We start from the raw sequence: 14908 nt of genomic DNA, 5'->3' as shown, positions 1-14908 counted from the left end.
CACTATCGGAGCACGCATGAAACCCAGTGAATTTCAGTATCACGCGCCGACCACCGTCGACGAAGCCGCGCAGTTGCTCGGCACGCTCGAGGATGCGCGAGTGCTCGCCGGCGGCCAGTCGCTGATGCCGATGATGAACTTCCGCTATCTGATGACGAGTCACCTGATCGACCTGAACGGCGTCGAGGCGCTGACCCGTATCGAGGAGCGCGACGGCCGCCTTCACATCGGCGCGATGGCGCGGCAGCGCGACATCGAACTGTCGCCGCTCGTCACGAAACGCGCGCCGCTGATCCGCGAGGCGTACCAGCTCGTGAGCCACAAACAGATCCGCAATCGCGGCACGCTCGGCGGCAGCCTGTGCCAGCTGGATCCGTCGTCCGAGCAGCCGTGCTTTACCGCCGCGCTCGACGGCGTGCTGACGATCGCGCGCTATGAAGACGGCACAGTGACGCACCGCGAGCTGCCCATGTCCGAGTGGGCGCTGATGTACATGACGCCCGCACTCGAAGAAGGCGAACTGCTCGCCGGCATCTCGCTCGACATCTGGCCAGAAGGCCACGGCTACGCATTCGAAGAGTTTGCGCGGCGTCATGGCGATTACGCCATCGTCGGCGTCGCGGCGCTCTGCACCGCCGATGCACAAGGGCATCTCGACCGCGTTTCGCTGACGATCTGCGGCGTCGCGCCCGGCCCCGTGCGGATGCACGAGGTCGAAACCGCCCTGCTCGGCCGCCCGATGGACGACAGCGCGCTGCGCATCGCGAGCGACGCCGCACGCGCGCTCGACGTGATGACCGACGCGCACGTAAGTACCGACTACCGCCAGCATCTCGCCGGCGTCCTGACCGAAAGAGCGCTGAAGACAGCGTTCTCGCGCGTCGCAAGACAATCGTAGAGTGACAAAGGAGATGGACATGGAGACTCGTACTGTCAGAGTCGTCGTCAACGGCACCGCTTACGAGCGCGAAGTCGAATCGCGCCGCATGCTCGGTGACTTCCTGCGTCACGACCTCGAACTCACCGGCACGCACTACGGTTGCGAACACGGCGTATGCGGCGCCTGCACCGTGCTGATCGAAGGCCGCACCGCGCGCGCCTGTCTGACGCTCGCGGCTCAGGTGAATGGCCGCTCGCTGACCACCGTCGAAGGGCTCGCTCACTCGGATGGCACGCTCAACGAGCTGCAAAAAGCCTTCAGCGAAACGCACGCGCTGCAGTGCGGGTTCTGCACGCCCGGCATGCTGATGACGCTGACCGAACTGCTGAACGAAACGGATGCGCCGAGTGAAGCCGAGATCCGCGAAGCGATCACGGGCAATCTGTGCCGCTGCACGGGCTACCAGCCGATCGTCGCCGCGGCTCTGCTCGCCGCGCAGCGCATCCGCGACCAGCGTGCCACCGCACCGACGGCACACGCTACGGAGTAACACGATGGAAATTTCCGACCTGAAAGGCGCGCCCACCGACCAGCGCTTCATCGGCAAGCGCGTCGCGCGCACCGAGGACAAGAAGCTGCTCAAGGGCCAAGGCTCTTACGTAGACGACGTGCATCTGCCGAACATGTTGCAGGCTGCCGTGCTGCGCAGCCCGCACGCGCATGCGAAGATCGTCTCGATCGACTGCACCGCAGCCCGCGAACTCAAGGGCGTGCACGCCGTCTACACGCATGCGGATCTGAGCGGCCGGGCACGTGGCCGCGCACCGTCGATGCTGCCGAACCCGGCGATCCGCTTCGAACGCACCCAGGAACTGCTCGCCTCGACGGAAGTCACGTTCGCGGGCGAAGCGGTGGCGTTCGTCGTCGCGGACAACCGCTACATCGCGGAAGACGCGTGCGGTCTGATCGAGGTCGAGTACGACACGCTGCCCGCCGTCGCCGAATGCCGCGCCGGTCTGCTGCCCGAGTCGCCGCTGTGCCACACCGATGCGAAAGACAACGTCGTCGCGCATATCGAAATGGGTTTCGGCGACATCGACGCAAGCTTCAAAGACGCGCCCCATGTCGTCGAGGCAACCTATTGGCAGAACCGCGGTTCCGCGCATCCAATGGAAACGCGCGGTTACCTCGCGGAATATCACGCGACCAACGGCGAATTGACTGTCTGGTCGTCGGGTCAGGCGCCGCACCACGAGAAAAAGAACCTCGTCGAACTGCTCGAGTGGGACCCTGAGAAGCTGCGCGTGCTAATGAACGACGTGGGTGGCGGCTTTGGTCCGAAGCTGCCGTTCTATCCGGAAGAAGCGCTCGTTGCGATCGCGGCGGTGGCGCTCAAGCGTCCGGTCAAATGGATCGAGGACCGCCGCGAGCACTTCCTCGCGGTCACTCAGGAACGCGACCAGTGGTGGACCGTGCGCATGGCGCTCGAAAACGACGGCAAGATCCGCGGGGTGCAGCTCGAGATGGTGCATGACAACGGCGCTTTCCTGCCGTGGGGCATCATTACCCCCTACATCTCGATCACAACGACGCCAGGTCCGTACGTGATCCCCGCGATGCACGCCAGGCTCGACGTCGTCTACACGAACAAATGCGCGACTTCGCCGGTGCGCGGCGCGGGCCGTCCGCAGGCCGTATTCGCCATGGAGCGGATTCTCGACAAGGCCGCGCACGCGCTCGGCATGGACCGTGCGGAGTTGCGCTGGCGCAATCTGATCCAGCCGGAACAGATGCCGTACGACGCGGGCTTCATCTACCGCGACGGCAGCCCACTGCGTTACGACAGCGGCGACTATCCCGCCTGTCAGAAAGCAGCGCTCGAGCGTGCGAACTACGCGAGCTTCGCCGTGCGCAAGGCCGAGGCGCGCCGCCAGGGCCGCTTCATCGGCATTGGCATGGCGAGCTTTGTCGAAGGCACCGGCATGGGTCCGTTCGAGGGCGCGACTGTGCGCGTGCAGGCGAGCGGCCGCGTCGTGGTGATCACGGGCGCATCGCCGCAAGGTCAAGGCCACAAGACGACCTTCGCGCAGATCTGTGCCGAGCAGCTGAACGTGCCCCTCGAAACGATCGACGTCATTACCGGCGACACAGGCGGCATCTCGATGGGGGTCGGAACGTTCGCGAGCCGCGCAACCGTCAATGCCGGCAACTCGGTCTACATCGCCGCGCAGGCTGTCGGCGAAAAGATGCTCACGCTCGCCGCCCACCTGTGGAAGTGCGAAACCAGCGACCTCGTGCTCGTCGAGGGTCACGTGGCGCGCCGTTCGGGCATCGAACAGCGTATGAGCTACGGCGAGCTCGCGAAAATCTCGCAGGGCATGCCGGGTTTCACGATGCCTAAGGGCCTTACCGCCGGCCTCGAGGAAACCAAATATTTCTCGCCCGCGCAGTCGACGTATTGCAACGGCACCGCCGTCGTCGAACTCGAAGTGGATCGCGAGACCGGCCACATCAACATCCTCAACTACGTGATGGCGCACGACTCGGGCAAGCTCATCAACCCGATGATCGTCGACGGCCAGGTGATCGGCTCGGTCGCGCACGGCATCGGCAACGCGACGCTCGAATGGATGCAGTACGACGAGAACGCGCAGCCGACCACGACGAACTTCGGCGAATACCTGCTGCCGATGGCGACCGACGTGCCGAACGTCGACATCGTGCACCTCGAAACGCCGTCACCGCTGAACCCGCTCGGCGTCAAGGGCGCCGGTGAAGGCGGCACGATCCCGGCCGCGGCGGCGATCGTCGCCGCCATCGAGGACGCGCTCTCGGAATACGGCGTCGAATTCACCGAAGCGCCGCTCGTCCCGCAGCGTGTGTTCCAGAAACTCAAGGAGGCCGGCGCCTACGCGCGCTGACCTGCGCAGCGCCGGCTCGTCGCCGGCGCCAACTCCCTGCTTTCATTGTTTGGACCTCTTCTCCATGACGACCGAATTCACCGCAGCGCTTCACGAATCCGAATACCGGATCACCCTTGCCCAGCCGGAACTCGGCAACACGCTGACGCTCGACGCGATGCGCGAACTGGCCGCTGAAATTCGCAAGGCCGGCCGCGACAGCTCCGCAAAAATCATCCGGATCCGCGCATCCGGTCCGGCGTTCTGCCGCGGCCGCGCAGTCAGCGCACCGCCCGCCACACCGCCGACCTCCGCGCAGTTCCGCCGCAACGTGGCCGATCCGATTCTCGACGTGTACCGCGCGATGCACGAAAGCGAAGTGCCGCTACTCGCCGAAGTCCAAGGCGATGCCGAAGGTTTTGGCTGTGCGCTCGTCACCGCCTGCGACATGGCCGTCGCCTCGGACAGCGCGCGCTTCAGCCTTCCCGAGTTGCAAAAGAACCTGCCGCCCACGCTCGTGCTGTCGGTGCTGCGCTACAAGGTTCCGCCGAAAGCGTCCGCGCACATGGTCTACCTGACCGAGGCCATCGACGCCGCGAATGCGCGCGAGTGGGGCATCGTCGCCGAAGTCGTGCCGGCCGCGAGCCTGAGCGAACGCGCCGACGCAATGGTCGCCTCGATCTGCACACGCGACCGGATTGCCATCGCGGCCTTGAAGACGTACTTCCGCGAGATCACGATTCCCGACTTCTCGCTGGCGAGCGAAGTAGCGGGCGCTTCGCTCGCGAACGCAATGACGTCGATGCGCCGTTAAGACGCGAGCGCATCGTCAGCGAGGCGCCGTCGCGCCTTCGCGCGGCACCCACGCAACACATCGAACGCGCAATACCCTGCCCGCGCCGGGCAACACTTCAAGCATTACGGGCGCCGCGCAACGCGGTGCTACACGGGACTTCTAGCCATGGCTGAACAAGACACCACTTCCACGTCTGCCGCGAACCCGGGTTACGCGGACCTGCACGAACACATCGCGCGCCTCGAAGCAGCTGGTTTGCTGTACCGGATCGACGAGCCCGTCAACAAAGACACCGAAATGCACCCGCTGGTGCGCTGGCAGTTTCGCGGCGGCATTCCTGAAGCGGATCGCAAAGCATTTCTCTTCACGAATATCGTCGACGGCAAAGGCCGGAAGTACGACATTCCGGTCATCGTCGGCGGCATCGCCGCAAATCCGGAAATTTATCGGATCGGCATGAACGTGCCGACGATCGACGATATTGGCGACGCCTGGAACCGCGCGATCGACAATCCGGTGCCGCCCACACTCGTTGAAAGCGGCCCCGTGCATGACATCGTGATCGAAGGCAAAGATCTCGAAGGCCCGGGCAACGGACTCGAATCGCTGCCGCTGCCGATCTCGACGCCGGGCTTCGATGCCGCACCGTACATGACCATGACAGGTGTGATCTCGCGCGATCCGGACACCGGCGTGCAGAACATGGGCACGTACCGCGGTCATCTGAAGTCGGCGACGCGTCTGGGCATGATGATGCTTGTGAACCTGCGCGCGGGCGGTCTCGATCACTGGCGCAAGTACGCGGCGAAGGGCGAGAAGATGCCGGTTGCCATCGTGCTCGGCGCGCCGCCGCTCGTCGCGTTCCAGGGGCCGCAGAAGCTGCGCCCGAACGTCGACGAACTGAGCGTCGCCGGCGGCCTGGCCGGTGCGCCGATTCGCGTCGTCAAGGGCCGCACCGTCGATCTGCTGGTGCCGGCCGAGGCGGAAGTCGTCGTCGAAGGTTACGTCGATCCGCAATATCTCGAACCAGAAGGTCCGTTTGGCGAAAGCCATGGCTACGTGGCGCTGGAGGATTACAACCTCTCGATCGAAGTCACGGCGATCACGCGCCGCAAGGACGCGGTGCTGACCTCGATCATCTCTCAGGTCACGCCGTCCGAATCGAGCGTCATCAAGCGCCTCGCCTACGAGCCGATGTTCCTGCGCCACCTGCGCGATCATCTCGGCATTCGCGGCATCAAGAAGGTTTCGCTGCACGAGCCGCTGACCAATCTGCGGCGCTTCGTATTCCTGCAGTTCGAACGCGGCGCGAAGCGCACCGAAGTCTGGCGCGCGCTGTACGGCACGATGTCGCTGCAGGCGGCGATCGGCAAATTCGTGATCGCCGTCGACGACGACATCGACCCGGACAACGCCGACGCCGTGTTCTGGGCGATGGGCTATCGCTGCAATCCGGTCGAAGACGTGAAGCTGATTCCGTTTCGCGAACCGGGCCACGGCCCGCGCTCGGACCACGACACCGGGCTCGACTCGGCCATGCTGGTCGACGCGACCATGAAAGCGCCGATGCCGCCGCTCGCGCTGCCCAAAAAGGAATACATGGAGAACGCCAAGCTGCTGTGGGAACGCCTTGGCCTGCCGAAGCTGAAACCCGAGTCGCCGTGGTACGGCTACTCGCTCGGCGACTGGACCGACGAATGGGACCGCAACGCCGAGCAGGCGACGCGCGGCGAATGGATGCAGCGCGACGCGTCCTACCAGGCGCGCCGCAAGAGCGGCGTCGAACCGAATTCGCCGGTACGCGGCATCGAGGGCCATCATGGCGACGAATAACGGCACGCCGGAACGGATCATCGTCGGCATCACCGGCGCGTCGGGCGTGATCTATGGAATTCGCGCGCTCGAACTACTCGCCGAGGCCGGCGTCGAGACGCATCTCGTGATCAGCAAGGCGGCCGAGCTGACGATGACGTACGAAACCGACTTCCGCGCGGCCGATTTGCGCGAACGGGCCTCGAAGTGGTATGCGCCCGCGGACATCGGCGCGGCGATTTCGTCGGGCTCGTTCAGAACGAAGGGCATGCTGATCGTGCCGTGCTCGGTGCGCTCGATGAGCGAGATCGCCACTGGCATTACGAGTTCGCTGATCAGCCGCGCAGCGGACGTGGTGCTGAAGGAGCGCCGGCGTCTCGTGCTCGGCGTGCGCGAAACGCCGCTGCACGGCGGACATCTGCGCACGCTCGTGCAGCTCTCGGACATGGGCGCGATCATTGCGCCGATCGTCCCGGCGTTCTATTCGAAGCCGCAAACGATCGCCGACATCGTCGATCACACGGTTGGCCGCATGCTCGATCTGTTCGACATCGAAACCGGTGTGGTCAAGCGCTGGAAGGACCAGCCGCAGCAGGAGTCGTAACCCACGCGTCGCCCCGCTTTCACCATCCACCTCACAGGCTTGCCGCGCAGCGCTGCCGGCGAGCCGCCTCTCGCGATGACCATGACTGAATCCAATCCGCTTTCCCGGCTCGCCGATCCGAGCCTGTTGCGCACGCTCGCCTATGTAGACGGCGCATGGTGCGGCGCCGACGATGCCCGCACGTTCGCCGTCGACGATCCCGCCACTGGCGAGAAGCTCGCCGACGTGCCGCTCATGACGGGCGTCGAGACACGCCGCGCAATCGAAGCCGGCGAACGCGCGCAGCGCGGCTGGCGCGCGCTGACCGCGGCGCAACGCGCGGCGATCCTCAAGCGCTGGCACGCGCTGATGGTGGCGAACACGGACGACCTCGCGATCGTCATGTCGGCCGAGCAAGGCAAGCCGCTCGCCGAAGCCAGAGGCGAGATCGGCTACGCTGCGTCGTTCATCGAATGGTTCGCCGAGCAGGCCAAACGGATCGACGGCGACGTGCTCGCCTCGCCCGCCACCGACAAGCGGATGCTAGTGACGAAGGAGCCGATCGGCGTCTGCGCCGCGATCACGCCGTGGAATTTCCCGGCCGCGATGATCACGCGCAAGGTCGCGCCGGCGCTTGCCGCCGGCTGCGCCATGATCGTCAAGCCCGCCGAAGCCACGCCGCTGTCGGCGCTCGCGCTGGCCGAGCTTGCGCATCGCGCGGGCGTGCCGGCCGGCGTGTTCAGCGTGGTCGTCGGCGATCCGCGCTCGATCGGCGCGGAGATGACCAGCAATCCCATCGTGCGCAAGCTTTCGTTCACGGGCTCGACGCCGGTGGGCCGCCTGTTGATGAGTCAGTGCGCGCCGACAGTGAAGAAACTTTCGCTCGAACTCGGCGGCAACGCGCCGTTCATCGTGTTCGACGACGCCGATCTCGATGCGGCCGTCGAGGGCGCGCTCACTTCGAAATACCGCAATGCCGGTCAGACCTGCGTCTGCACGAACCGCTTCTACGTGCAGGACAGCGTGTACGACGCGTTCGCCGAAAAATTCGCGGCGGCGGTCGGTCGCATCAAGGTTGGCAACGGTTTCGAAGGCGGCGTAACGCAGGGCCCGCTCATCAACGAGGTGGCGCTCGAGAAGGTCGAAGCGCACATCGCCGACGCCGTGGCGCACGGCGCGCGCGTGCTCACTGGCGGCAAGCGTCATAGGGCAGGCAAGCTTTTCTTCGAGCCGACCGTCGTGGATGGCGTCACCGCGTCGATGCGCTTCGCGACCGAGGAAACTTTCGGCCCGGTCGCCCCGCTATTCCGCTTCAGCGACGAAGCGGAGGCGATCGCGGCCGCCAACGCCACCGAGTTCGGTCTCGCCGCCTACTTCTACAGCCGCGACATCGGCCGGATCTGGCGTGTTTCGGAAGCGCTCGAATACGGCATGGTCGGCATCAACACCGGCCTGATCTCGAATGAAGTCGCGCCGTTCGGCGGCGTCAAGCAGTCGGGCCTGGGCCGCGAAGGCTCGAAATACGGCATCGAGGAATATCTCGAGATCAAGTATCTGTGCATGGGCGGTCTCTGAGCCGATGCCGCCTGTAGCCGTCGGCTGCCAGCCGGGTTCGCCACGTCGAACCCGACTACCAGCGGTAGCTTGACAGCGAACCGGCAGCCACGCGCGTGACGCCTGAATGGGTAAAGCCGCGTTGACACCGGCAATCCCGTTATGCAATCATACAATCACACGAACTTACCCACTATTGGGTCTCGTATCAAGGAGACAGAATGTCATCATCACCCCAGGACCTTTCGCGAACGGCAACCGCCGACGGCGCCCCGCGCGACCTGCAGGAACATATCGCCCGGCTCGAGGCCCGGGGGCTGCTGACGCGCATCGAGCGGCCGATCAACAAGGATACGGAACTGCACCCGCTGGCGCGCTGGCAGTTCCAGGGCGGCCTGCACGAAGATCAGCGCCGCGCTTTTCTGTTCACCAACGTGGTCGACGGCGACGGCCACACTTATGACATCCCGGTGCTGATCGGCGGCCTTGCCGCCTCGCCCGAGATCTACGCCACCGGTCTGGGCCTGCCGGTCGAACAGATCGGCAAGGCCTGGACGGAGGCGATCGCCGAGCCGGTTGCGCCCGTCATGGTGGCGCAGGCGCCCTGCCAGGAAATCGTGATCAGCGGCGATGCATTGAAGGAAAAAGGCTTGTCTCGGCTGCCGGTGCCGGTTTCCACGCCGGGCTTCGACGCGGCGCCCTATCTGACCGCCACGCTGTGCGTGACCAAAGACCCGGAGAGCGGCGTCCAGAACATGGGCACCTACCGCGCCGCGCTGAAGTCGGAGAATCGGCTGGGTGTGCGCATGGCGAGCCGCCTGTCGGGAGCGGGTGGTTATCTGCATTGGGAGAAATATCGGGCCAAGGGCCAGCAGATGCCGTGCGCCATCGTGCTGGGCTGCGCGCCGGCGGTGCTGTTCACCGGGCCGCAGAAGCTGCAGATCGATCAGGACGAGATGGCCGTTGCCGGCGGCCTGATGCGCGCGCCGGTCGAGGTGGTCCGCTGCAAGACTATCGACCTCGTCGTTCCGGCCGATGCCGAAATCGTGATCGAAGGCCTGATCGATACCGATGCGCTCGAGCCCGAAGGCCCGTTCGGCGAAAGCCACGGCCACATCGCGCTCGAAGACTACAACATGTCCATGCACGTCACCGCGATCACGATGAAGAAGAAGCCCGTCTTCGTCTCGATCATCAGTCAGGTCACGCCGAGCGAAAGCTCCGTGCTGAAGAAAGTGGCCTACGAGCCCTTGTACCTCGAACATCTGCGCAAGGTGATGGGCGTGCGCGGCATCGAGCGGGTCGTGATGCACGAGCCGCTGACCAACCTGCGCAAGGTGATCTTCCTGCAGTTCGCGCGCGGCACGCAGCAGGCGGAAGTCTGGCGCGGCCTGCAAGGGGCCGCGACGCTCCAGGCGCAGTGCGGCAAGCTGGTCATCGCGGTCTCCGAGGATATCAACCCGGAAAACGCCGATGCGATCTTCTGGTCGTTGGCCTATCGGGCCGACTTCACGCATGACCTGCACGTGACGCCCTATCGCGCCAGCGGCCACGGCCCGAAGTCCGGTCGCGCGCCGCTCGAAAGTACGCTGCTGATCGACGCGACGCTGAAGCACGCCATGCCGCCGCTGGCCCTGCCGAAGGAGCCATACATGACCGCGGCACGCAAGATCTGGGAAGAGCTCGATCTGCCCCGCCTCACGCCGCAGCCGCCATGGCATGGCTACCACCTGGGCGACTGGGACAAGCGCTGGGATGAGTATGCGGAAGCGGCGACCTCCGGCGGCTGGCGCGAGACGGGCGAGCGCACCTGGGCCAACCGGCGCGGCGGCGTGAAGCCGGAAACACCGGTGCGCGACGCGTCGGGCGGCCACAGCGAGTGAGCGCCAACGCGCCGCCCGACTGTGAACAAACCCAGGAGCAGAAGCATCCGGAGACCGTCATGACTCAAAAGAATACCGTCGATATCGCCCACGTCGTCGAGACGCAGGAGCGCAGCTGGTTCACCGTGACCCTCTTCGTTCTGTGCGCCCTCGTCATGCTGGCGGACGGCTTCGACAATCAGGCTTTGAATTACGCCGCCCCGGGCATCATCAAGGAATGGGGCATCAACCGGGCTCTGATGACGCCCGTGTTCAACATCAGCATCGTCGGCTGGATGGCGGGTTCGGTGGTCTTCGCCATGCTGGCCGACCGCATCGGCCGGCGCCGCGCCATCCTGCTGGCTACCGCGCTGTTCGGCGGCTTCACGTTCGCCGTGCCGTTCGCCCACAATCTGGTCGAGCTGTCAGTCCTGCGCTTTTGCGCGGCGCTCGGCATCGGCGGCGGCATGCCGATGGCGGTCTCGCTGATCACGGACTACGCTCGCTCCGGCAAGCGCGGGCTGATCATTACCCTCCTCTATCTCGGCTACACCGCCGGCTCGTCCGGCGGCGGCCTGCTCGCGGCGGAGATCATCCCGGCCTATGGCTGGCGGTCGGTCTTCTACCTCGGCGGCCTCGGCGCCGTGGTGGCGGTCATCATCCTGTTCATCGGGTTGCCCGAATCGATCCGCTATCTGAGCCTGCGCAATCCCTCTAGCGACCGCATCCTCGCCTATGCCCGCAAGCTGAAACCCAGCGCGCAATTCGCGGACGACACGCGCTTCACCATCCAGGAGCAGGCGCGCACGGGTGTGCCGGTGAGGCACCTGTTCACCGAGGGCCGTTCGGCCATGACCGCATTCCTGTGGCTCGCGCTCGGCTTTTCGTTCGTCACGCATTTCTTCCTGTCGCAATGGATGACGACGCTGCTGACCGACGAAATCGGCTTCGCCAATGCCGCCCGCAGCCAGGCCCTGTTCCAGCTCGGTGCCGGCTTCAGCTGGTTCTTCGGCTGGCTGATCGACAGGAAGGGCGTACGGGTGATGACGCTGACGCTGATCCTTGGCGCCATTCCGGTGGCGGCCCTCGGGCTGGCCGTCGGTACGGGCGCCGGTCTCACCATGGCGATGGCGCTGGCGTCGGGTCTGCTGGTCCTGGGTGGGAATATCGGCCTCAACGCCATATCGAGCATGATCTATCCAACCTTTATCCGCTCGACCGCGACCGGCGCTTCTTTTGCGGTGGCGCGCATCGGCGCCATCGTCGGCCCGCTGCTCGCCGGTGTCCTGATCGCCGTGGGAACGCCGATCGGGACGATCTTCCTTCTCGGTGCGTTGCCGCTGCTGGCGGCAGGTGTCGCCTGCTTCATGCTTAACAGAACCATCACACCGGAAGCGGCACGAGAAATGTCCTTGCGTTCGGCGCTGTCTCGACACTAACGGGTGTCTTCCGAAGCCCGACCTATGCTCAGGTGATCACCCGATATTTTCATGGATAGCGTCAATCTCGAAGTGCTGAAGGCGAGCGTTCGGTGGATCGAAACCGGCCATCGCGTGCTGCTCGTCACCGTGGTCAGGACATGGGGTTCGTCGCCGCGGCCCGAAGGAGCCATGCTGGCGATTTGCGAGGACGGCTCGGTGGTCGGCTCGGTATCCGGCGGCTGCATCGAGGACGACCTGATCGACCGCGTGCGCCGGCTCGGCATCCGACAAACTCGCCCGGAAGTCCTCAAATACGGCATCTCCGCCGACGAGGCGCACCGCTTCGGCTTGCCGTGCGGCGGCACGATCGAGCTGGTGCTCGAACCGTTGACGCGCGCGAGCGGCATCGACGATCTGTGCCGCCGGGTGGTTGCCGGGCGACTGGTCGCGCGCTCACTCGACATCAAGAGCGGCGCGGCGAGGCTCGCGCCGGCGCACTCGACGGACGGCGTCGATTTCGACGGGCGCAGGCTCCTGACCGTTCACGGTCCGCGTTACCGCATGCTGGTGATCGGTGCCGGCCAGCTCTCGAAGTATCTTTGCCAGATCGCGCTGGGGCTCGACTATCAGGTGACGGTCTGCGATCCGCGCGAGGAATACACCGACGTGTGGCACGTGCCGGGCACGACGCTCGTGCGCACGATGCCGGACGACACCGTGCTGGACATGAAACTCGACGAGCGCTGCGCCGTGATTGCGCTCACGCACGATCCGAAGCTCGACGACCTCGCGCTGATGGAAGCGGTCAGGACGCCTGCGTTCTACGTCGGCGCGCTGGGTTCGCGCCGCAACAATGCAGCCAGACGCGAGCGGCTCGAAACGCACTTCGATCTTCGCAAAGACGAAGTTGCTCGCTTGCGCGGGCCTGTGGGCATTTATATCGGCAGCCGCACGCCGCCGGAAATCGCGGTGTCGATACTCGCTGAGGTGACGGCGGTCAAGAACGGTGTGGCATTGCCGGGCGAATTACGGATCGCTGAGGCAAAGACTGCACTGGCTGTTGCAGTGAATGAACAGACGAGCTACGCCGTGGCGGGGTGTCGCTGATTCGTGCCGATAGCCCGTCTTCCGCAGTTCAAGCCGCGAGCTCAGGAAGCGCTCGTCATCGGGATCGCGGATTCAAAATGGGCAATCGGTTCGTTGAAGGCGTCAGGGTCAGGCGCATTCTCATGACTGAGCGTGTGCCACAACGTTACGCTAATGCGATACAACTAGCATTTTGTCGACTATGCTTTGCGAAGCTCCTGCTTCCCGTTTTCCAGTCCACGGCGAAGAATGTTTCCTTGATACGCCTGCCATGAGCGCGGTACCGTTGAAGGCTCTCGGCAACTGCATTGGCTCCCTTTCAGATCGACGCGAGGCCATTCTTGCGGCGCTCGACCGGATCTTCGGTGCATACTGAGCGACAATAAGTCGACTTTGTTCCTGAAGGGCGATCGTCGTATCGCGAATCAACCCCGAACATCAAAATATTGATTTCGGTGTTGGGCTTCACGCTTATACGGCTTTGGGAACACCGCAACTGGAGATGCGATGCAATTTGACAAGCAACAAAAGAGGCTCAGGCAAAGTGGCGCAACTATGCGTCCTGGCCCGCCGAGCTTGCTGGCAAAGGTACTGGCCGTGGTGATAGGCGCTGCCCTGCTCGTCGTGGGATTTGCCGTTTCCCTTGTAATGTTGGCCGTGATTCTTGGAGCAGGAATTGTGATCGGTGGTTTCGTCTGGTGGAAGACACGCGATCTGCGCAAGCAGATTCGTGAGCAAGCAATACGCGCACAGCAGACGCACGAGCAGCAGGTGCGCGAGCGCGCGGGCCAGCGCATGGATATCGGCGACACGATCGAGGACGTAGAGTTCCACGACGAAAATCGACACAAATAAGCGCTGCTCCGTGACTACGCATGCGCCGCCGCGCGCTACCGGTTTTGAGGTTGCCGCAAGCAGATTCGATACAGAAGTTGCGATCACCCCCACGAGCTGTCTTCGTTCATTGATTCGCGCCTTCGCTCAGGTGTTGTCTGCCGGCTCAATAACCGCGGGTACGATCGACAATATTTGCCAGCGGTTCCCCGCGCAGGAATCGCGCGAAATTGCCAAACCAGAGTTCGAGCACCCGCAGGTTGTAATCGGGCGCGTCGCAGGAAATGTGCGGCGTGACGACGAGCTTCGGCACGTCCCACGCCACATGTTCCGCCGGCAACGGTTCAGGATCAAATACATCGAGCAGCGCGCCGCCGCAAGCGCCTGAATGCAGTCGCTCGAACAACGCCACATGGTCGAGCAGCGCTGCACGCGAGAGGTTGACGACGCCCGCGCCCGGCCGCATGCGAGCGAGGCGCGTGGCGGAAAGCAGGTCGCGTGTCTCCGGCGTAAGCGGCGCGGTGACAACGACGAAGTCGGCCTGTGGCAGCCAGTTGTCGAGTGCGGAGATCGTTGCGAGGACATCGACCGTTTCCACCGCCTGCGCCGATGCGGTGCCACTCCGGTTCAGTGCAATCACTCGCAAGCCGAGCGCTCGTGCCGCGCGGCTCGCTGCCATGCCCAGATCGCCGAAACCGATGATCAGCGCCGTCTTGCCGCGAATCGGCGTGGTAAGCCGCGCGTCCCAGCGATGCTCCCGCTGCGCCTGCAACACGGCTGGCAGTTGCGCATTCAGCATCAGCAACGCCATCTGCGTGTACTCGGCGGCCTTGTCGCTATGAATGCCGCTACTGTTCGTCAGGATCAGGTCGCGGCGCAAACGATCGAGCGGCATCAACTGATCGACGCCGGCGCCCGTCGTGTGAATCCAGCGCAGACGTGGTGCGTCGTTCACCTCGTCATGCGGAAATCTCGACGCCAGCAGGAAGTCGACGTCGTCGAATGGACGCGCGAACCGCTCGCCGTCCCAGCCGAACGTCACGTCGATTTGCTGCGCAAGATCGGGATACCGCGCGCAGGCGACCTGCCACACGGCTTCGTGAAGGTGAAAGGGCGGTGCCTGACGCCGCTGGCTTTCCAGGTGCAGCCGGTAACGGCGGGCAGATCCGGTCATGCGGGC

The 14908-nt window shown here is 64.6% G+C and carries 13 protein-coding genes; 12 read left to right on the top strand and 1 reads right to left on the bottom strand.

The annotated features are described in order from the left end of the window. The first annotated feature begins 16 nt into the window (after positions 1-16). The 12 genes from PQR54_RS22245 to PQR54_RS22190 all read left to right on the top strand — a co-directional run bounded on the left by PQR54_RS22245 (position 17) and on the right by PQR54_RS22190 (position 13749). Entirely contained in the window at positions 17-898 is an 882-nt protein-coding gene (locus tag PQR54_RS22245) for an FAD binding domain-containing protein (RefSeq protein ID WP_408249386.1), read from the top strand. 19 nt (positions 899-917) lie between these two features. Beyond that, positions 918-1430 (top strand): (2Fe-2S)-binding protein, encoded by a 513-nt coding sequence (locus tag PQR54_RS22240; protein ID WP_408249384.1) that lies wholly within the window; start codon positions 918-920, stop codon positions 1428-1430. Positions 1431-1434: 4 nt separating this feature from the next. Next, positions 1435-3801, top strand: a complete 2367-nt coding sequence (locus PQR54_RS22235; RefSeq protein ID WP_408249382.1) for a xanthine dehydrogenase family protein molybdopterin-binding subunit — start codon at positions 1435-1437, stop codon at positions 3799-3801. A 64-nt stretch (positions 3802-3865) separates the two neighbouring features. Then, positions 3866-4594 carry an enoyl-CoA hydratase/isomerase family protein gene (locus PQR54_RS22230; protein WP_408249381.1) on the top strand — a complete coding sequence of 243 codons (729 nt, stop codon included), beginning with the start codon at positions 3866-3868 and terminating at the stop codon, positions 4592-4594. 147 nt (positions 4595-4741) lie between these two features. After that, a complete protein-coding gene (locus PQR54_RS22225; protein ID WP_408249379.1) occupies positions 4742-6409 on the top strand; it encodes a UbiD family decarboxylase in 1668 nt (555 codons plus the stop codon). Next, complete coding sequence (locus tag PQR54_RS22220; protein ID WP_408249377.1) at positions 6396-6992, top strand: UbiX family flavin prenyltransferase; 597 nt, start codon at positions 6396-6398, stop codon at positions 6990-6992. The genes PQR54_RS22225 and PQR54_RS22220 overlap by 14 nt, the downstream gene beginning before the upstream one ends. 81 nt (positions 6993-7073) lie before the next feature. Then, positions 7074-8546, top strand: a complete 1473-nt coding sequence (locus PQR54_RS22215; RefSeq protein WP_408249375.1) for an NAD-dependent succinate-semialdehyde dehydrogenase — start codon at positions 7074-7076, stop codon at positions 8544-8546. 200 nt (positions 8547-8746) lie between these two features. Continuing rightward, positions 8747-10408, top strand: coding sequence for a UbiD family decarboxylase (locus tag PQR54_RS22210; RefSeq protein ID WP_408249373.1), 1662 nt, complete (start codon positions 8747-8749; stop codon positions 10406-10408). 59 nt (positions 10409-10467) lie between these two features. Next, a complete protein-coding gene (locus PQR54_RS22205) occupies positions 10468-11826 on the top strand; it encodes an MFS transporter (RefSeq protein WP_408249371.1) in 1359 nt (452 codons plus the stop codon). Between the two features lie 51 nt (positions 11827-11877). Continuing rightward, positions 11878-12915, top strand: coding sequence for an XdhC family protein (locus PQR54_RS22200; protein WP_408249369.1), 1038 nt, complete (start codon positions 11878-11880; stop codon positions 12913-12915). A gap of 181 nt (positions 12916-13096) precedes the next feature. Beyond that, positions 13097-13270: a CcdB family protein gene (locus tag PQR54_RS22195; RefSeq protein ID WP_408249367.1), complete on the top strand. Its 174-nt coding sequence runs from the start codon at positions 13097-13099 to the stop codon at positions 13268-13270. Between the two features lie 131 nt (positions 13271-13401). After that, positions 13402-13749: a hypothetical protein gene (locus tag PQR54_RS22190; protein ID WP_408249365.1), complete on the top strand. Its 348-nt coding sequence runs from the start codon at positions 13402-13404 to the stop codon at positions 13747-13749. 145 nt (positions 13750-13894) lie between these two features. Here the strand turns inward: PQR54_RS22190 and PQR54_RS22185 are convergent, their stop codons facing one another. Then, positions 13895-14902: a D-2-hydroxyacid dehydrogenase gene (locus PQR54_RS22185; protein WP_408249364.1), complete on the bottom strand. Its 1008-nt coding sequence runs from the start codon at positions 14900-14902 to the stop codon at positions 13895-13897. Positions 14903-14908: the final 6 nt, after the last annotated feature.

The organism is Paraburkholderia phytofirmans, assembly GCF_046028095.1.
GTDB classification, from domain to species: Bacteria; Pseudomonadota; Gammaproteobacteria; order Burkholderiales; family Burkholderiaceae; genus Paraburkholderia; species Paraburkholderia phytofirmans_A.
Note: the sequence above shows the minus strand (reverse complement) of the source record. Positions and strands in the feature narration are given on the sequence as shown.